This is a genomic window from Raoultella sp. T31 (genome assembly GCF_002806725.1).
Classification (GTDB): Bacteria; Pseudomonadota; Gammaproteobacteria; order Enterobacterales; family Enterobacteriaceae; genus Klebsiella; species Klebsiella electrica.
This window is the reverse complement of sequence record NZ_PIBO01000018.1, coordinates 70487-88072: the sequence shown is the minus strand read 5'-3', so window position 1 is coordinate 88072 and position 17586 is coordinate 70487. Positions and strand designations below refer to the sequence as shown.

Sequence of the window (17586 nt, the reverse complement as noted above, 5' to 3'; positions counted from 1 at the left end):
AACCGTGAGGCTTAACCTTACAACGCCGAAGCTGTTTTGGCGGAGAGAGAAGATTTTCAGCTTAGATTCAGAGTTGAGTACGCAGTAATGTGCGCAGCAGCAACACGGCTGATGCGATAAAGGACTGCGTACTGAGCACAAAGAATTTGCCTGGCGGCACTAGCGCGGTGGTCCCACCTGACCCCATGCCGAACTCAGAAGTGAAACGCCGTAGCGCCGATGGTAGTGTGGGGTCTCCCCATGTGAGAGTAGGGAACTGCCAGGCATCAAATAAAGCAGAAGGCCCGGTCGAAAGACCGGGCCTTTTGTTTTGTCTGGTGTTTATGGCGAAAGCAGCCCGTCCTCACGGACGGGCTTTTTGCGTTTTTGTCCCGATAATCCGTCAGTCAGGCGTCTGGCAGCAATCTGTTTGTTCAGACGACATAAAAGCCTGCCATGACCACCTCCCCACCATATTTTACTTTATTCCTGTTCAATATCTCCCTTCTTTTTTGCCACTGTCTCGATTAATGGAAAATATTATTCTCGGGACTTATTAATGATGGCAGAATATAAAATCAAAAATCCATTTTTATATTCAGAAGTATTTTTTTTGATTTATATTTTAAATTTAATTCATTATTTATCAATATGTTAGATTAATTTCTCATGTTTGACGATACGTGCTGTTGTAACTGGACTTTAGTGGGTAAATGTTTTAGTGTCATTAACAGTTTGTTAACTCGATCGAGTTCGTGTCACGGTAATATCGATATAATGTAGCGCGTACGATCTATATTAATGCTATCCCGATGTCGCTGAGATCCCTTCACCCGACGCAGTCCGATGGGGGTGGCATCAAGGTTATCGAGCGGCACGATGAGAATATTAATGAAGATCCTTTTAAAATGGTCGCCTTTGCGCCAGTTCATCCGTTACCTGCAGGAACGCTTCACCTTTTTGGTTCTGCTGTGCTGGCCGGCGATTATCTGGGTTGTTTGTCGGGTGTGCGTCTGGGCCGTTGACAGCGTAATGCTGTTGATGGGTAAACCGCTAAGCGAATCCTTTACCGTCTACCTGCAACCGCTGATGACGTTCAGCGCGTTAGTGCGGATTTCTCTGAGCTGGGTGGTTCTGCTCTTTATCCTGTTCGGCATGGCGATGGGTTTTACCTGGCTGCTACGTCGCGTGATCAACCGCAAGCACTAACCACGTCCTTATCGCCGGTGGCCGCCACTGATGCCACCGCGTCCATTGCCGCAAATGCCCGGACGGGAGAAGGTTAAGCCCGGTTGCTGCATTTTTAATCTGGTTGACCAGAGCGAACTGTTGTATTATTTGCGGCCTTGAAAATAGACCTGTATCGACGAGTGCTTTATTCAATGAGCGATGAAAGCAAGAAATATATCTCCGTTATTTTTAAGGAATGGTTACCGTTGTATGACGGTCTGACGCCGGAAGTGAAGGCGATTCTTAAAAATATTGCCGCTGAGCAGTCTGAAGCTCTGGCCACTCGTTTTTATGACTTCATTTTCCAGGATCCCGATATCGCCCGCCACCTGACTTACGATCTGGTTCAGGAACGTCTTAGTCGTTCTCTGGCCGTGTGGGTCAACGATATTTTGACCAGCGAGAAAGAGCAGCTGCAGGCGCTGGCAGAAAGGCAATACCATATCGGCAGTATTCATGCGCGCATCGGTATCCCCGCCGAGGCTGTACTGCGCGGCGCCCGCCAGCTTAAGGCCGGGCTGATTGAGTATGTGCGGGATAACGATAAAATTGACTACCAGAATGGTCTTGCAACCATCCGCTACGCGGTGATGGCGATTACTATGGCGATCGAGATGATGTGCCATGCCTACACCTTGTCGCACTATCGGGCGACGAAAAATGAAGAAGCCTATCGTCTGTATAGCCTGATGGATAATGTGCCAATGGAATATGGCAAACAGCAGGCCTCGCTCTCCGGTTGGGAGAATAGCGCGATTTATAATATCGTCAGTGAAAACCGGGCCGATATTAACGGGACGTTATTATCTGAATCAGAGTTTGGCCTGTGGTTCCGTCATAAATGCGTTCGTTATTTTAATAAGAATGCGCAGATGGAAGAGATAGCCGACTTGATTGCGCAGGTAGACAATTATATCACCGGCTGGAAATCCTCAGACAGCGGCGCAGAATATAAAAATACGCAAGCTTTGCTCCAGAGTATCCACATCCATTGCCAGAAAATCAGCAGTCAGCTCGGGATTATCTTCAGCAGTCTGTCGCAGATGCAAAACGGCAAAGACTCCCTGACCAGCCTGCTCAACCGCCGCTATCTGCCGGTGGTCCTCAAGCATGAGGTCACGCTCGCCATGGAACATGAACTGCCGATGACGGTGGCGATTGTGGATATCGACCATTTTAAAGAGATTAATGATAGCTGGGGTCATATGGTGGGCGACCGGGCAATCAAGCACGTTGCCGACCTGCTCAGCAATAACATCCGCTCCAGCGATTATATCTTTCGCTATGGTGGTGAAGAGTTTCTGCTGGTTCTGGTGGAAACCGGCGCGGCTGAAGCCTTTGCGCTCCTTGAACGCTTACGTAAAAGCATCAGCCAGCTGCCGTTTAACGTCGGGGGCGAGACGAATATCGCCATTACCACCAGTACGGGCTATGCCGTGCATACCGGTCACCCGGATTACAACCGGCTGCTGCGCAATGCTGACAGCGCGCTGTACGTGGCCAAGCGCAGCGGGCGCGATTGCGTGAAGATGCATCAGGATGAGCAGGGCCCGCAGCATTAAAGCGTCGCCCCCCGGCGCTCAGAACAGGACCGGCAATCCTAATCCACGCATCACCTCATGCAACGTTTGCTGCGTGAGGCGATGCGCCCGCTCACTACCCTGACGCAGCAGCTCCAGCAACATGCCTTTATCCGCAATATACGTCGCCCGGCGTTGGCGAATGGGCGCCAGCAGCGTCTGCAGACACTCCTCCAGCTCGTTTTTACACTGTCGATCGCCCAGCCCGCCGCGTTGATAATGCGCTTTCATCCCGGCGACAAAGGCAGGATCGGGATGAAAAGCATCAAGGTAAGTAAAGACAACGTTGCCTTCGATTCGGCCAGGATCGCTGACCCGCAGATGGTTCGGGTCGGTATACATAGCGCCGACCGCGCGGTGAATCTGCTCTTCGCTGGCCGAAAGCGTGAGCGTATTACCCAGCGATTTTGACATCTTGGCGCCGCCGTCAATGCCCGGCAGACGGCTGACATCGCTGAGCAGCGCCCGGCAGTGCTGCAACACCGGCGTCGTGGTCAGGCTATTCATTTTGTGGACGATCTCATTGGTCTGTTCGATCATCGGCAGCTGATCGTCGCCAACCGGTACCAGACCGGCCTTAAACGCGGTGATATCGGCCGCCTGGCTGATAGGGTAGGCCAGAAAGCCGACCGGTAGCGAACGGGAGAAGCCCTTCTGGGCGATTTCATTTTTGACCGTCGGGTTACGCTCGACGCGGGCGACGGTGACGATATTCATATACAGCGCGCTCAGCTCCGCCAGGGCGGGAAGCGCCGATTGCAGGCAAATCGTGGTTTTGTGCGGATCGATACCTACCGCCAGATAATCGGCCATCACCTCAAAGATATTGCTGCTGATTTTCTGCGGGTCGCTGCCGTTATCGGTTAACCCCTGCAGATCGGCGATGAGGATAAACTGTTGATGGTCGTGCTGCAGCTGCACGCGCTGGCGTAGCGATCCGACGTAGTGACCGAGATGCAGCTGGCCGGTGGGGCGATCGCCGGTAAGAATGGTCGGGTGGGTGTTCATCAGAGACTCCTTACGTTGCTGTTAAGCCGAAAGACGTCGCTGAGAAACAATAAAGCCGCCTTCCGGCGGCTTTAAAAATGGAAATGTGAATCGTGCCGCCTGTTATGCAGGCAGCCACCAACGATACGGGCGGGCAATGACGACGATTCTGTTCATCGGACTATCCTGCCACGAAAAGCGGCGACAGTGAAAGCGGTTTTTTATTGCGGCGATATGGCTTATCGAGTGAGGTTTTTGCGCCCTCATGGAACTCAATGAAGGCGCAGGCCGGGTTTACATGCTGGAGAAGACGTTCATGATGATGCCGCCGGAAATAATCAACACCATGGCGAGGATCGCCGGCAGATCCGGTTTTTGTTTGTAGAGGATCATCGAGCAGATGGTGACGCCGACGATGCCAAAGCCGCACCATAGCGAGTAGGCGACGCCCACCGGGATCGTGCTCATCGCGCGAGTGAGGGCGAAGTAGCACAGGCCGTAGGCGCAGACCACCAGCACCGATGGCGCCAGTTTGCTAAAGCCGTTGGTCTTTTTGATCATCGAGGTCCCGGTGATTTCGGAGCCGATAGACAGCGCCAGCCATAAAAATCCGAGGTTAAACATATGCGATTCCTTTTTTGTTAGTTGGCGACTTTTTTATTCAGGGATGAGGCTGAATCAGCCGGTTCAGCAGGCGTTTCTTCGCTCTCTTCGCTACCCATTTTGGAAAACAGGTTCATGATAACGATACCGGCGGCAATAATGGCCATACCGATAATCGCCGCGGTATCCGGATGCTGGCCGTAAAACGCCATCCCCAGCGTTGAAACCACCAGAATCCCGGTACCGGACCAGGTGGCGTACGCCAGACCAACGGGAATATCTTTCACCGCGCGGGATAGCGAGTAGTAGCAGGTGCAATAGAGGACGATCAGCAGCCCGAGCAGCAGCATTTTGGTGGTCCCTTCGCTGCTACCGAACATTTTCAGGGTCGAAGTGGCCGAGGTTTCCGAAAGGATAACCAACAGCATCCATAGCCAGCATTTTGTTTTGGAAGACATAATAAACTCCGGATCTATTTATTAAGGTAGGGTTCTTTTTTTCTGTTTTTCAAAAAATCGATAGCGGCATCGGTTAACTGCGCGTCGGGTGCGCAGACCAGCGCCGGATTATTCACGATGTCTGTGACAGTGAGATAACGCCGCGCGCTGAGGGTCGGGGCCTGAGCGGGCGCCTTGGTTCCCGCAGCCAGCTGCGCCAGCAGCTCATTCATGGTGCACAGCGTCACACCGCATGCCGTCAGCCGCGTCAACGTGGACTGCATATGTCCGGCATAGGGCGTCGTGCTATCTGCTCCGCGCAGCTGGTTTAGCTCGCTGGCCGGGTCGCAGTGATAGCGCAGCGCCAGCACCGGCAGGCCGGCAAGCAGAACGTCATGCAATCGTCTGGCTTGCGGGTTTTGCAAGATACCGTTAAGCAGATCGGCCGCCAGCGGATAGTCGAGAAACGGTACCACCACGGCGCGCCAGCTCTCTGAAGACAGCGCTTCTTGCCAGGCGTTGCACGGCAGCGTTTCACCGATCGCCTGCCACTGCGCGGCATCCTGCACGTTTTCGTCCAGCGCCAACTGCAGACGCTGCCCGCATCCCGCAAGACGGCTGCGGATGGCCTGGCGATAGCCCGCGGCCGGGCCAACCATCACCAGCACCGGCGGCCGCAGCCTGTGGATCATTCGCGTGACCAGACGGTCGATCTCTTCATCGGTCATGGCGGCCTCCGTTAAGCGATGAGCGTGACCTGCGCGCCGTTTTTCAGTCCGGCGGCGTTGGCCTCTTCGGTATCAATATGGAACTCCAGCACGAAGTCTTCGCGCACCCGCACCACCACTTCATCGAAGGTCAGCTGGCGTTCGCCGTGACTGCGGACGCTCACCTTCTGGCCGTTGGCGACGTTCAACTGCCGCGCATCCTGCGGCGACATATGGATATGCCGCCAGGCGCAGATCACCTGAGAGCGCAGTTCAACGTGGCCTGCCGGGCCGATCAGCAGCGCGTTGCCCGCATTATCCAGCTGGCCGGATTCGCGCACCGGCGCTTTAATGCCGAGAGTAAAGCAGTCGGCGCGCGAGATTTCCAGTTGAGTGACCGGTCGGGTCGGTCCGAGGACGCGAACCTGGGCGAGCGAACCCTTCGGACCGACGACGGTCACGCACTCCTGGGCGGCAAACTGCCCCGGCTGGCGCAGGGGTTTAAACGGCGTCAGCGCATAACCCTGGCCAAACAGCGCCTCGACATCCCGCTGTGACAGATGGACGTGGCGGTTAGAGATACCGACCGGGATATCGGGCGCGGAGCTCGTCAGCCGGGTGGCGATTTTTTCATGGAGCAGGGTATCGATCATGCCTTTTTCCCTTTCTTCATCGCGGCATTTTTATCTTCCGGCTCGCCCGACGCCGGCGGAGAGGGCGGCGTTTGCGGTCCGACTTTTTCGGCGGGCGCCGACACACCGTGTTGCGCCTCAGCATTTTTCACATCGGCGTGGCTGGCGAGCGGTTTTGCCTGCGGGCGGCCTTTCAGATGGCTCAGCGCTACCACCACGCTGGGTTCCGGACGGGCGATGACCAGCGACTTGACGCATTGCGCCGCGCCCGCCACCTCGACGCCGCGCTCAATGGCGGTGTGGATGGCGCTGATCTCGCCTTCGAAGCAGACGCTGACCAGCCCCGATCCGATTTTGCGATAGCCAATGCAGGTCACGCCCGCAGCTTTACAGGCGGCGTCTACGGCCTGAATGGCGGCGACCAGCCCTCGCGTTTCAATTACGCCTAAACTTTTCATGTCGGCTCCTGTTAATGGCGGACTAAGCGAATATCAAAATCAAACTGTGTAAAGAACGTCTCCAGCTGGTTCAGCTCTTCGGGCGAATAAGACGGGTCCTGGGTAATGGGGTAGGGCATATCGAGGCGCTCATATTTTTTGCGGCCCAGCTGGTGGTACGGCAGCATATCGATGCGGCGGATATTTCCGCGCTTCGCCAGTTTCTGCACGTAATCAATAGCCCCGGTAATGGCATCGAATGAGTCGTTATAGCCGCGAACCAGCGGCATACGAATAATCACGTTGGCGCCGGAATCCACCAGCCATTCCAGATTGCGGCGAATACCTTCGTTGCCAATGCCAAATAACGCTTTATGGTGTTCGCTGTTTATTTGCTTAATATCGAATAAGAAGGTGTCGGTCACCGGCGCCAGCTTTTGATAATTAGCCAGCGGCGTGGTGCCCTGGGTTTCGATAGCGGTATTGAGCATCATCTTTTTGCATTCGCTGAACAGCGCCACAGCGAAATCGGTTTGCAGGCTCATTTCGCCGCCGCCAATGGTCACGCCGCCGCCGGAAGCGATGTAGAAGTCATAATCTTGCATGATGATGTCCATCAGCTCGCTGACGGTGACGTCTTTACCCATAATATCCAGCGCGTTCTGGGTGCAAATCTCTTCGCATTTGCGGCAGCCAATACAGTCTTTATGACGGTCGACAAAATGCTTCATCTCGCCGTTTTCTGCTGCCCGATAGTGAATGCCGGCCGGGCAGACGTTGACGCAGTCGCCGCAGTTAATGCATTTATCCTGCGAGAACATCACCTGGAACTGACTGTTCAGCCCTTCCGGGTTGGCGCACCACGGGCAGCGTATATTGCAGCCTTTGAAAAAAACCAGCGTGCGAATCCCGTCGCCGTCGTAGATTGAATATTTCTGAATATTGAAGATTCGCCCGGTTAATTCTTGTTTTGCGCTCACACATACCTCCAGTAAAACGATCGGGACATCCGTGTCCAAAAACGTCCGTGTTTATCAGAACTTCTCAATCACCGTACGGCTGATGATTTCGTCCTGTACCTCTTTGCACAGCTCAACGAAGTAGGCGCTGTAGCCCGCCACGCGGACGATCAGGTCGCGATATTTTTCCGGCTCCTGCTGCGCTTTTTTCAGCACTTCGTTATCGACGTAGCTGAACTGCATCTGGCCGTTGCCGAGAATCGATGCCGTGCGCAGCAGGGTAATCAGGCCATGGCGCCCTTCCGGCGTGTCCAGCAACCCTTTGAGGAACTTGAAGTTATGCACCATGCCGATATTCATGGTCTCCACGTTCATCTTGCTGACTGACTTGATAATGGCGGTTGGCCCCTGCTTATCCGCCCCCTGCGTCGGGCTGATTCCGTCGGAGAGTGGCATCCACGCCAGACGGCCGTTCGGCGTGGCGTTGGTCAGCTCGCCAATCGGCGTGTTGTTGGAGATAGAGAGGGTGCCGTGGCTCAGCGTGGAGTAGAGCATTTTGTATTTGCGGCACTCGCGCTCGGTCCACTCGGTGATATCCAGCGCGTACTGGTCAACGTAGTTATCGTCGTTACCGTATTTCGGCGCGTTCAGGCAGTCGCGGCGCAGGGCCTCAAAGCCGTCGAAGTTCGCCAGCAGCGCGTCGCGCACCTGCTCGAGGGTGTATTTCTTATCTTCGAACACCAGCTTACGGATCGCTGCCATCGAATCGACGTAGGTCGCCAGGCCGGAGAAGATCAGCCCCGGACCGTGGTTGATCACCGCGCCGCCAGCGGCGACGTCTTTGCCGCTCTCCATACAGCCTTCCACCAGCAGCGACATCAGCGGTTTCGGCGCCACGTCGCGGTGCACGCGCTGGCTGATCACCGTGCCAATCGCCGACAGACGAACGATATGGGCAATTTGCTGTTTCACCGCCGCGTCAAACGCTTCGAAGGTGCGCAGCTCACGCAGATCGCCGGTATCCAGCCCCTGATAGCTATCAAACAGCACCATCCGGCCACGGTTTAAGACGAATTCGATGGCGATAGGCCACTGGGTATAGCCGGTGGAGGTCCACTGGTAGATGCGGCCGGATTTCTGCGGCTCGACGCAGCCCATCAGGCAGTAGTCGCGGGCGTCTTCAAAATCGAAGCCCTTGCGCAGCATCATCTTGATATGGGAATCATCGAAGTGGCAGGCCGGGAAGCCCATCCCCGCCTTGACGACGTCGACGATTTTTTCCATGTACTTCTGCGGCGACTGGTTGTGAATACGGCAGGCCAGCGACGGCTGGTAAACCTTCACAAAGCGCACGGCGTCCATAATCAGGTAAGTCAGGTCGTTACAGGCATCGCCGCCGGAGCGCTTCTGGCCGCCAACGGTCAGGTTGATAAACGGCTGATAACCGGCGAAGTATTTCGCCCCCAGCTCGCTGGATATCCACATCAGCTCGGCGCATTTGATGATAAACGCCTGCAGCAGCTCCAGCGCAGCTTCGTGAGTCAGGCGGCCTTCGCGAATATCGGCTGCAAACATCGGGTAGCAGTACTGGTCCACGCGGCCCAGCGACAGGCCGGTCTGGTTCTCTTCAATTTCAAACAGCGACTCTACGGTCCAGATACTTTGCAGCGCCTCCTGCAGGGTCTTCGGCGGGTTCGCCGGGACGTTCTGGTTCACCTCGGCGATGGTCAGCAGCTCGGCGCGACGCTGGGCGTTTTGCTCAGTAGCGGCCAGTTCACGAGCGTGCGCGGCGATGCGCTGAGCGTAGTTGATCACCCCTTCGCAGGTTTCAATCGCCGCCTTGTAGTAGTAGATGCGGTCGATATCTTCCGGGTTTTCCATGCTCAGGCTGGCAAGATGCGTCTCAGCGTCGGCTTTAATGCCGTTCATCCCTTTGGTGAACAGCAGCACGTCATAGCCCGGGCAGGTATCGCCGCCGCCGTTGATCTGATGGTAGGAGAGGTCGCTGACGAAGGTTTCGCCGCTGAACGCCCATACCCCCGCTTCGCGGTACTGGGCTTCACAGATCTCATCCAGCGAGCGGCCTTCCCAGAACGGGACGATCTCTTCGCGGATGGTTTTCTTATCTTCTTCGCTGATCTCAAACGGATCCTGCGGTCGGGTGCTCATGGTATCAAGTTCGTCGCGCACCCAGCGCCAGGCGATATCCGGCGAGAAGGCCCCGGCGCGCGGCTTGCCGCACGGATGGCCGACGATCAGCTCATCGTCCTGAATCAGAATCGGCGCGGTTTCGCAGGCGTGACGGAAAGCTTTGGCGCGCAGCAGAATGGTCGGCATGCCCGGATTGGCTTTCACCACCTCGGTAAAGGCCAGCGCGCGATAGATAGAGACGCTCGGGCGTACCGTCAGGTAGTGGTTGCGCAGACGCTGCATGCGCGGAGTCAGCCCTTCTGCTGTTGTCGTGTCGCTACAGGCGGCAAACGGCGCGGCGGAAACGCGCTTTGCACCACTGAACAGACGCACCGGCAGATTGAGCGAGCTCAGATTGTGCTGGGCGCTGAGGAACATGTCGGAGAGTGCGTTAATGCGCGCGTTATCAAGACTTGCGCCATGCAGCATGGCATCAAACATCGGATAACCGTCGATAGCGCAGGCGGCGCGGACTTCGCTCAGTTGCGCCAGTTTGAACCACAGGCACTCCACAATTTCGTAGGCCTGCTGCGGCGTCAGGGTGCCGTTGTTGATATCGTGCTGGTAGTAAGGCAGCAGGGCTTTGTCGGCGCCTTCCGGGTTCACCGCGTAGCTGCCGTTGTCCAGCTGCAGCGCCAGCTGAAACAGATAAAATGCCTGGCAGGCCTCTTTGAAGTTACGTGCCGGGTGGGCCGGAACGTGATGCAGAATCGCCGCGCTCTCCAGCAGCTCGGCCTGGCGATACGGGTTGCTTTCCGCCGCCGCGAGCGTTTCGGCGCTGGTGGCCAGATTCTGCGCCAGGGCGAGGAGGGCGTCGCAGGCGTAAATGGCGGCACGACAACCGTTGACTTCGTCCATGCCGCTGCGGCTGACGGCGCTGCCCAGCGCGCGGGTTTTCTCTTCCAGCTGATGTTTTATCGCCAGCACGCCTTTTTCGATCACCAGCTTGTAATCCGGGGAATCGAGGTCGCTATTCAGGTTGAGGAACTGGAACGCAGACGGGCGACGGGCGGCGCTCTCGTCGTGGAAAATCGCCCCGTGCGGTTTGCGGGTCTGATCGCCGACAATAAGCTCATCGGGGCTGATGCACAGCGGCAGCTGGCGCATCAACTCATAGAAACGACGCGCTGGTTTGACGGCGGCGGGAATGCCGGCGATATCGCCATCAAGGGTGTTCAACGTGGCGGCATGCTCGGTGCACAGGGTGCTTTTTTGTGAGAGTAAACGGTCTGCCAACACGTTGACGCGCGGCGTTAAGCTGTAGTGTGCCATGAAGTATTCTCCAGATGTTCTTGTTAGTTGCCCGCATTGTTGCCGGGTGGCGCTGCGCTGACCCGGCCTACTAGCGCGTTATCCGTAGGCCCGTGCAAGCGGAGCGCCGCCGGGCGACTCCAGTCAACCGGACCAGGCCCGGCGATAAAGCCCGGTTAACGCGTTGGCGTCCGGCGTGCGTGGATTGGTCGGCGTACAGCTGTCGCGTAGCGCCTGGCCAACCATCTCCGCCAGGCGCTGTTCAAACTCGCCTGCCTCGACGCCGGTATCGCGAATGCCGGCCGGCATCGTCATTTCGTCTTTTAACGTCTGAATGGCGACCAGCAGGCTGGCGACGCCCTGGCGGGGATTGGCCGCCGGCAGATCCAGCAGATGGGCTAAGCGCGCATATTTGTGGGCGGCCTCGGTCGCGCACTGCCCGTGATAATCGGCGTTCCAGGCCACCACTTCGGCCATTAACAGCGCGTTCGCACGGCCGTGGGGGACGCGAAAGACGCCGCCAAGCGCATGGGCCAGGCTATGGGTGATGCCCAGCGAGGCGTTGGTAAACGCCATGCCCGCCATGCAGGAGGCGTTGTGCATCTTCTCGCGAGCCAGCAGGTTGTCGCCGCTGCGCCAGCAGGTGGGCAGATAGCGGAAAACCTGCTGCACCACTTTTTCCGCCAGCGCATCGGAAAAGTCGCTGGCGGCACGGGAGACGTAGGCTTCCAGCGCGTGGCACAGCACGTCCATCCCGGTGTCGGCGGTGATTGCGGGTGGTACTGAGGCCACCAGCGCCGGGTCGAGAATGGCGATATCCGGCAGCAGCATCGGGTCCACCAGCACCAGTTTTTCGGCATGCGCCTTGACGACCGAAAAGGCGGTCACTTCGGAACCGGTGCCGCTGGTGGTCGGGATCGCCACGAAGCAGGGACGCTGGCGCCCGGCCTGCGGTCGGGTCTGCGCGAGGGCGAAAATAACCGCTTTGGCCGCATCAATCACCGACCCGCCGCCCAGCGCCACCACCAGGTCCGGATAGCGGGCATCCATCACCTTCATCCCGCGCACGACGGTGGCGATATCCGGATCCGCCGCTACGTCGTCCCAGACCTGGAAGGCGATGCCGCGCTGGCGCCAGGGGCCAGTTACGCGTTCGGCGAGACCAAATTTGACCATCGCCTTATCGGTCACCAGCAGGGCGTTGTGGGCGGGAAGCGTGTCCAGAACCGCTAGCGCGTCCTGACCAAAGCGGATCCGGGGTTTCAGCAAAAATTCACTCATTGGGTTATTCACTCCTTAAGCGTCCCGAAACACGTTCTCGACAATGGCGACCACCGACATGGCTTTGTAGCGCTCGGCGTTGAGCGCGAAATACTCTTCAGCCAGGACGATGTCGTGCATGCCGGCGCCGACGCTATCGACGGCGACCCAGGTCTGGTCCTTCATGGGCTGCTGGTTATCGTCGAGTTTGACGATCAGCAGCAGGTTACTGCCGCGTAGCTCTGCGCATTTCTGCGTGGCGACGACATGTCCGACTACCTTTGCGAGAATCATTGTTTTTATCGCCTTATTTCAATGCATTACTGGCCTAAGCGCTCAAGCACCTGGCGGATGATGCGTTCCACGTTCTGCTCGTTGATCTCGCCTTCCGCTTCGACGGCGGCGGCGACCGCAAAACGATCGTCCGCCGTTGCGCTAAGGGGCGCCGGGGCGTCGGCCGGCGCGGTGAAGCGCACGTCGTCGAGAATGCTGCGCTGCGGGTTATCTGCGGGCGTGACGATGGTCGGCTGCGGTTCAGGGCGGCTGCCCGGAGCGCGCAGTTCATCGATGGAGCGCACGCCGTAGCCGACCCGGCGGATGTTGAGCAGGTTCATCGGGCCGACGTTATCGGAGCTGGAACCGCCGCCCACCGCGCCGCAGCCGAGGGTCAGCGCCGGGGTGATATTGGTGGTCGCGCCGATGCCGCCCAGCGCCGCCGGGGTGTTAATCAAAATGCGGTTAACCGGTTTTTCGAGGCAGAACTGGCGAATCACGTCCTGATTGCGGGTATGGATAACCAGCGTATGGCCGAGCCCTTCGTTGGTCAGCAGTTCCATCACCCGGTTGCAGGCCGCCTTCCAGTCCTCTTCCACATACAGGCCGAGAACCGGACACAGTTTTTCGCGGGAGTAAGGGTTCTGGTGAGAGACGGTAGTCTGCTCGGCGATCAGCACTTTGGTGCTGGCCGGAACGCTGAACCCGGCAAGCTGGCTGAGATACAGCGCGGTTTTACCCACCACTTTCGGGTTGATGGTGCCGTTCGGGCGCAGCAGCAGAGCCGCCATTTTGGCCGCTTCACCGGCATTCATGAAGTAGGCGCCCTGGGCTTCGAGTTCACGATGCACATCGTTATAAATGCAGCGTTCGACGATGATTGACTGCTCGGAGGCGCAGATCACCCCATTATCGAAGGTTTTGCTGGTGATAATATCTTTCACCGCGTGATGAAGATCGGCGCTGCGCTCGATAAAGGCCGGTCCGTTTCCCGGGCCGCCGCTGATGGTCGGAGTGCCGGAAGCGTAGGCCGCGCGAACCATGCCTTCGCCGCCGGTCGCCAGAATCAGCGAGACGTCTTTGCTGTGCATCAGTTCTGAAGTGGCTTCGAGGGTCAGTTGGCTAATGGCGTCGACGCTGCCCGCCGGCGCGCCTGCCGCTTCAGCCGCGCGTTTGACTATCTCAATCGCCTTCCAGCTACACTGACGGGCGCCCGGATGCGGGGAGAAGATAATCGCGTTGCCGGCTTTCAGGGCAATCAGCGTTTTGTAGATCACGGTAGAGGTAGGGTTGGTCGACGGGACCAGCGCACAAATCACGCCCAGCGGCACGCCCACGTCCATCACTTTTTTTAGCGGATCGTCATGAATGATGCCGACGGTCTTCATATCTTTGATGGCGTCGTAAACGCGCAGCGAAGCGAAACGGTTCTTCAGCACTTTATCCTGCCAGTTGCCAAATCCGGTCTCTTCCGCAGCCATTTTCGCCAGCGCTTCGGCGTGGTGCGCGGCTTCCTGGGCCACGTTTTTCACGATGGCGTCGATTTGTTGCTGCGAAAAGGTGGCCAGAATCGCCTGAGCCTTTTTGGCGCTGCGCACCAGTTCCCGCGCGTTCTGGCGGGACTGCAAATCGTTATCCAGTTCAATCATGAGTCTATCCTTCATCAGACTAAAAGAGTGGAGACGGGGCGCGCCCTGTCAGGTCATGCTTTATGCTGCGACGCGATTTTTTCGATATCGTTATGCGGACGCGCAATGACGCGAGAGGTGACCACTTCCCCGATGCGTTTTGCCGCTTCCACGCCGGAGTCAACGGCGGCGTTAACGGCGCCGACATCGCCTTTCACCATTGCGGTGACCAGTCCGGAGCCGACGTTTTCATAGCCAATCAGCTCGACGTTGGCGGCTTTACACATCGCATCGGCGGCTTCAATACAGGCCACCAGACCTTTGGTTTCGATAAGCCCTAGCGCTTCTTTCATCATGTTGTCTCCCGTTATTCCGCGACTTTGTAATGCGCGACGATCTTGTTGATGTCGTTATGTGGACGGGCGATAACCAGCGAGGTCACCACTTCCCCAATGCGCTGCGCCGATTCGACGCCGGAATCCACCGCCGCTTTCACTGCGCCGACGTCGCCTTTCACCATCGCGGTGACCAGCCCGGAACCGACGTTTTCATAGCCGATCAGCTCGACGTTGGCGGCTTTACACATCGCATCGGCGGCTTCGATACAGGCCACCAGACCTTTGGTTTCAATCAGACCTAATGCATCACCCATTTGCGTTCTCCTGGCCTTAAGCCTTGTGTTTAATGACGATTTTGTTGATGTCGTTATGCGGACGAGCGATAACCAGCGAGGTCACCACTTCCCCGATGCGCTGCGCCGATTCCACGCCGGAATCCACCGCCGCTTTCACCGCGCCGACGTCGCCCTTCACCATAACGGTGACCAGCCCGGAGCCGATGTTTTCATAGCTAATCAGCTCGACGTTGGCGGATTTGCACATCGCGTCCGCTGCTTCAATGCAGGCCACCAGACCTTTGGTTTCAATAAGCCCCAATGCATCACCCATTGTTTCTCCTCCAGAGCAGGTTTTGTGATTCGGGAAAACCGTCCGCGTAACGGCGTCAACACGCGGCAGCGGCGTTCGAAATCCACTATAGGGAAATGGAAAAGGAGTGAAATTTAAATCCGTGAGGGGTTTGTTTTTAGTTTTTTACTCTGTGATTTAGCCTTTTTTAGCCATTGATTTATCTGTTTATGCTGAGCGATCGTGCGAGATTTGGCGTTGCCGCAGGCGGTTTTTGGCGCGTTGAGACGCGCGGCGGGGAATGTTAACGGGGTGCTAATTTATTGCGCACGCGGGGTAATATATCCCTCAATTAAGTGTGGGTATGATCATGTTTTTGCCCGCCAGATAAATGCAAAAAGTGCGCTTTCGCGGCGAGGGCGAAACCAGGAAGGCGGGGGGAGCGGGTTAATCGAACTGACTGCCGGATTTCAGGGTGCAGACATAGAGCGGAGAGTTGATGGAGCTCAGCAGAATCGCTTTCTCGTTGAGCTTCTGGGCGTTGAGAAACAGGCCATCGTGGCTGTCGGACATTTCACGCATAAAGTAGGCAAAGATAACGTCCGGGGACTCATCGATTGACGAGGCGCTGGATTCCCACTTACTGATGCGGTAGTGGCGTTCGGTCGATGAGATGCGTTGGCTGGTCCAGTTAAACTGGACGTAGCGCTGCAGATAGAGCCAGCCGGCCGCAGAGTCGGTATAGCCCTCGACCACCATCGAGCCCTTGCCGTTGGCGGCAAAATTAAAATGAATATTGCCGTTGACGTTCTCTTTCTCCATGTTTTCAAAACGCATGATCGCTTTGCTTGAGCAGCTCATCATGCCATTTTTTTCAACGGGCAGCAGTTTCCAGGCGCTGACTCCGGCCGCGACGATCAATACCAGCGTAGAGAGGGCGAAGAAGGGGCGAGGAGCGAGTCTCATTGCGGCTTCCAGGAGTAGTAGAAATAGTTATCGCAGTAGCTGAACGGGTTATCTTCATGCATCGCGCAGTGGGCGAGAAACACCCGGCCCAGGCCGTTAGTTTCCAGCCTGTCGCCATAGAAGAAGACGAAGCGTTCGCCGGGTTTACACTCCAGCTTCAGCCGCTGGCGCACCTCATCAAAATTTTTGCCGTAGGCGGTGGCGGAGACCGATCGCAGCATCTCGTCGCTGGCCAGCAGTTCGCACTGGCTGTGGGTCATCTGCGTCAGGGTAATGGGGCGGGATGCGTTACCGCCGACGAAAGCAAACGCCAGCAGCAGTAGGGCGATGGCCAGCAGGCTGGCGCCAGCCATATACCAGCAGGTGCCTCGCGCATGCCGGGAGGGGGCGGAGGTTTCCTCGGCGCGGGTGAAGGGGGGCCCGGACTCCGGCATCGGCGCGATTTCCGCCGCGGGCGAAGGCGTTGCCTCGGGCAGGTCGTCAATGATGGCGATAGTTAATTCGGGGTTGAGCTGCAGCATGCCGCGCGACACCGTGACGATGATGTTCTCGATGTCATAATGGCGGAAGGTTTTGCGCAGCATGCTCAGATACTGGTTAAGGTTGCTGTTGGATGAGGTTAACCCGTTGTCGTCCCAGACTTTTTTCAGTACCTCATCGCGGCTGATAACATCGGTATGGCGCAGGAAATAGTAGAGCAGCGCGCTGGCGGTGATAGACAGCTGGCTGTCAGGTTCGCCGCTTCCCGGTAGGGTGAGTGTGCCGTCCGTTGCATCATAAATGAGACGGGCATTGATGTTGTAGCGCATCGCGGCCTCGATCTAAGAGCCTTCATGAGGCGATTTTATTTGTCTGTCTGGTCCCGGGTACTCACGTATGTCCGGGTGCTCCAGACGGCCTGCAACCCTGCATAACGCCTGACCGGGCAGCCCTTTCCTGCATCATGCCGGCAGCGTCATTTGCGTCAGATCGCTCACCAGCGATCGTCGGTGGTCGACGCCCATGGTGCGCCCCTCCGTTAGTTCCGACAGCCAGATACCGTCCGCCGCATAGCGCACCAGGGTACCGGTATGGCTATTATCCAGCGCATCGCCCTGCGCCAGATGCCCCAGCATCCAGTCGCGCCAGCATTTTCTCAGCACTGGCTCATCCGGCATCGCCAGCGACAGCACCATCAACTGGCGGCTTTCGTGGGTATCCATCAGTTCCGGGTTGGACAGATAGTGCAAATAGGCGCGGGTAAAGCGTCCGTAGGCGATATTATCGGCGGCCATCAGCTCGCTTATCGCCTTTTCCATAATCGCCAGCAGCCGGGCGAACAGAGCGAAGATCAGCGCCTGTTTATTGGGAAAGTGGTGCAGGAGTCCGCCTTTACTGACCCCCGCCTCGCGCGCGACGGCGTTCAGCGAGAGTGCGGCGATACCATCCCGACCGGCAATCATCGCCGCTGACTCAAGCAATTGGCGGTGCAGACGGACGGGATCTTTTTTTCGGTGCTGGGCTTCTGTATTCATGGCCCGAATCATACCGACCAGACGGTATGATTATTTTTGATCGCTATC

General features: G+C 57.2%; 19 protein-coding genes and 1 rRNA gene. 3 read left to right on the top strand and 17 right to left on the bottom strand.

All coding sequences use genetic code 11. From position 1 onward, the window contains the following. Positions 1-149 precede the first annotated feature (149 nt). From rrf to CWM52_RS14260, 3 genes are all read left to right on the top strand, one after another. Positions 150-265: ribosomal RNA gene (gene rrf, locus CWM52_RS14270) — 5S ribosomal RNA — on the top strand. A 605-nt stretch (positions 266-870) separates the two neighbouring features. After that, entirely contained in the window at positions 871-1188 is a 318-nt protein-coding gene (locus CWM52_RS14265) for a hypothetical protein (protein ID WP_100684707.1), read from the top strand. A gap of 173 nt (positions 1189-1361) precedes the next feature. Continuing rightward, on the top strand, positions 1362-2771 hold the full coding sequence (locus CWM52_RS14260; RefSeq protein WP_100684706.1) for a diguanylate cyclase: 1410 nt from the start codon (positions 1362-1364) through the stop codon (positions 2769-2771). An 18-nt stretch (positions 2772-2789) separates the two neighbouring features. On the opposite strand, the gene trpS is transcribed toward CWM52_RS14260, so the two are convergent. The 17 genes from trpS to CWM52_RS14175 all read right to left on the bottom strand — a co-directional run bounded on the left by trpS (position 2790) and on the right by CWM52_RS14175 (position 17550). Beyond that, entirely contained in the window at positions 2790-3797 is a 1008-nt protein-coding gene (trpS, locus tag CWM52_RS14255; RefSeq protein ID WP_100684705.1) for a tryptophan--tRNA ligase, read from the bottom strand. A gap of 273 nt (positions 3798-4070) precedes the next feature. Beyond that, positions 4071-4400, bottom strand: coding sequence for a DMT family transporter (locus tag CWM52_RS14250; protein WP_004857466.1), 330 nt, complete (start codon positions 4398-4400; stop codon positions 4071-4073). 17 nt (positions 4401-4417) lie between these two features. Next, complete coding sequence (locus tag CWM52_RS14245) at positions 4418-4837, bottom strand: DMT family transporter (protein WP_100684704.1); 420 nt, start codon at positions 4835-4837, stop codon at positions 4418-4420. 14 nt (positions 4838-4851) lie between these two features. Continuing rightward, the gene (locus tag CWM52_RS14240) at positions 4852-5544 is read right to left on the bottom strand and encodes a hypothetical protein (RefSeq protein ID WP_100684703.1); all 693 of its coding nucleotides are present in this window, start codon (positions 5542-5544) and stop codon (positions 4852-4854) included. Positions 5545-5555: 11 nt separating this feature from the next. Continuing rightward, complete coding sequence (locus CWM52_RS14235) at positions 5556-6176, bottom strand: phosphate propanoyltransferase (RefSeq protein ID WP_100684702.1); 621 nt, start codon at positions 6174-6176, stop codon at positions 5556-5558. Beyond that, entirely contained in the window at positions 6173-6613 is a 441-nt protein-coding gene (locus CWM52_RS14230) for a BMC domain-containing protein (RefSeq protein WP_100684701.1), read from the bottom strand. Before CWM52_RS14230 ends, CWM52_RS14235 begins: the two co-directional genes overlap by 4 nt. Positions 6614-6624: 11 nt before the next feature. After that, entirely contained in the window at positions 6625-7572 is a 948-nt protein-coding gene (gene cutD, locus CWM52_RS14225) for a choline TMA-lyase-activating enzyme (RefSeq protein WP_100684700.1), read from the bottom strand. Between the two features lie 54 nt (positions 7573-7626). Beyond that, positions 7627-11013: a choline trimethylamine-lyase gene (gene cutC / locus CWM52_RS14220; RefSeq protein ID WP_100684699.1), complete on the bottom strand. Its 3387-nt coding sequence runs from the start codon at positions 11011-11013 to the stop codon at positions 7627-7629. A 123-nt stretch (positions 11014-11136) separates the two neighbouring features. Then, the gene (locus tag CWM52_RS14215; RefSeq protein ID WP_100684698.1) at positions 11137-12273 is read right to left on the bottom strand and encodes a 1-propanol dehydrogenase PduQ; all 1137 of its coding nucleotides are present in this window, start codon (positions 12271-12273) and stop codon (positions 11137-11139) included. Positions 12274-12288: 15 nt separating this feature from the next. Beyond that, complete coding sequence (locus tag CWM52_RS14210) at positions 12289-12546, bottom strand: EutN/CcmL family microcompartment protein (RefSeq protein ID WP_100684697.1); 258 nt, start codon at positions 12544-12546, stop codon at positions 12289-12291. A gap of 26 nt (positions 12547-12572) precedes the next feature. Further along, the gene (locus CWM52_RS14205; protein ID WP_100684696.1) at positions 12573-14174 is read right to left on the bottom strand and encodes an acetaldehyde dehydrogenase (acetylating); all 1602 of its coding nucleotides are present in this window, start codon (positions 14172-14174) and stop codon (positions 12573-12575) included. A gap of 53 nt (positions 14175-14227) precedes the next feature. Next, positions 14228-14506 (bottom strand): BMC domain-containing protein, encoded by a 279-nt coding sequence (locus CWM52_RS14200; RefSeq protein WP_015585230.1) that lies wholly within the window; start codon positions 14504-14506, stop codon positions 14228-14230. Between the two features lie 14 nt (positions 14507-14520). After that, complete coding sequence (locus CWM52_RS14195) at positions 14521-14805, bottom strand: BMC domain-containing protein (RefSeq protein ID WP_041143877.1); 285 nt, start codon at positions 14803-14805, stop codon at positions 14521-14523. 16 nt (positions 14806-14821) lie between these two features. Then, entirely contained in the window at positions 14822-15100 is a 279-nt protein-coding gene (locus CWM52_RS14190; RefSeq protein WP_010634659.1) for a BMC domain-containing protein, read from the bottom strand. Between the two features lie 405 nt (positions 15101-15505). Continuing rightward, entirely contained in the window at positions 15506-16024 is a 519-nt protein-coding gene (locus CWM52_RS14185) for a FidL-like protein (protein ID WP_100684695.1), read from the bottom strand. Continuing rightward, positions 16021-16833, bottom strand: coding sequence for a winged helix-turn-helix domain-containing protein (locus CWM52_RS14180; RefSeq protein WP_100684694.1), 813 nt, complete (start codon positions 16831-16833; stop codon positions 16021-16023). The genes CWM52_RS14185 and CWM52_RS14180 overlap by 4 nt, the downstream gene beginning before the upstream one ends. Before the next feature lie 132 nt (positions 16834-16965). After that, positions 16966-17550 carry a TetR/AcrR family transcriptional regulator gene (locus tag CWM52_RS14175; protein WP_100684693.1) on the bottom strand — a complete coding sequence of 195 codons (585 nt, stop codon included), beginning with the start codon at positions 17548-17550 and terminating at the stop codon, positions 16966-16968. Positions 17551-17586 lie beyond the last annotated feature (36 nt).

What these genes read in the sequence shown, in the direction of transcription:
- CWM52_RS14250 (WP_004857466.1), bottom strand. Translation starts at nt 4,400, where the DNA reads ATGTTTAACCTCGGATTTTTATGGCTGGCGCTGTCTATCGGCTCCGAA.
- CWM52_RS14200 (WP_015585230.1), bottom strand. Translation starts at nt 14,506, where the DNA reads ATGAAAGAAGCGCTAGGGCTTATCGAAACCAAAGGTCTGGTGGCCTGT.
- CWM52_RS14260 (WP_100684706.1), top strand. Translation starts at nt 1,362, where the DNA reads ATGAGCGATGAAAGCAAGAAATATATCTCCGTTATTTTTAAGGAATGG.
- trpS (WP_100684705.1), bottom strand. Translation starts at nt 3,797, where the DNA reads ATGAACACCCACCCGACCATTCTTACCGGCGATCGCCCCACCGGCCAG.
- CWM52_RS14210 (WP_100684697.1), bottom strand. Translation starts at nt 12,546, where the DNA reads ATGATTCTCGCAAAGGTAGTCGGACATGTCGTCGCCACGCAGAAATGC.
- CWM52_RS14205 (WP_100684696.1), bottom strand. Translation starts at nt 14,174, where the DNA reads ATGATTGAACTGGATAACGATTTGCAGTCCCGCCAGAACGCGCGGGAA.
- CWM52_RS14235 (WP_100684702.1), bottom strand. Translation starts at nt 6,176, where the DNA reads ATGATCGATACCCTGCTCCATGAAAAAATCGCCACCCGGCTGACGAGC.
- CWM52_RS14180 (WP_100684694.1), bottom strand. Translation starts at nt 16,833, where the DNA reads ATGCGCTACAACATCAATGCCCGTCTCATTTATGATGCAACGGACGGC.
- CWM52_RS14175 (WP_100684693.1), bottom strand. Translation starts at nt 17,550, where the DNA reads ATGATTCGGGCCATGAATACAGAAGCCCAGCACCGAAAAAAAGATCCC.
- cutC (WP_100684699.1), bottom strand. Translation starts at nt 11,013, where the DNA reads ATGGCACACTACAGCTTAACGCCGCGCGTCAACGTGTTGGCAGACCGT.
- CWM52_RS14230 (WP_100684701.1), bottom strand. Translation starts at nt 6,613, where the DNA reads ATGAAAAGTTTAGGCGTAATTGAAACGCGAGGGCTGGTCGCCGCCATT.
- CWM52_RS14265 (WP_100684707.1), top strand. Translation starts at nt 871, where the DNA reads ATGAAGATCCTTTTAAAATGGTCGCCTTTGCGCCAGTTCATCCGTTAC.
- CWM52_RS14245 (WP_100684704.1), bottom strand. Translation starts at nt 4,837, where the DNA reads ATGTCTTCCAAAACAAAATGCTGGCTATGGATGCTGTTGGTTATCCTT.
- CWM52_RS14240 (WP_100684703.1), bottom strand. Translation starts at nt 5,544, where the DNA reads ATGACCGATGAAGAGATCGACCGTCTGGTCACGCGAATGATCCACAGG.
- CWM52_RS14185 (WP_100684695.1), bottom strand. Translation starts at nt 16,024, where the DNA reads ATGAGACTCGCTCCTCGCCCCTTCTTCGCCCTCTCTACGCTGGTATTG.
- CWM52_RS14215 (WP_100684698.1), bottom strand. Translation starts at nt 12,273, where the DNA reads ATGAGTGAATTTTTGCTGAAACCCCGGATCCGCTTTGGTCAGGACGCG.
- CWM52_RS14190 (WP_010634659.1), bottom strand. Translation starts at nt 15,100, where the DNA reads ATGGGTGATGCATTGGGGCTTATTGAAACCAAAGGTCTGGTGGCCTGC.
- CWM52_RS14195 (WP_041143877.1), bottom strand. Translation starts at nt 14,805, where the DNA reads ATGGGTGATGCATTAGGTCTGATTGAAACCAAAGGTCTGGTGGCCTGT.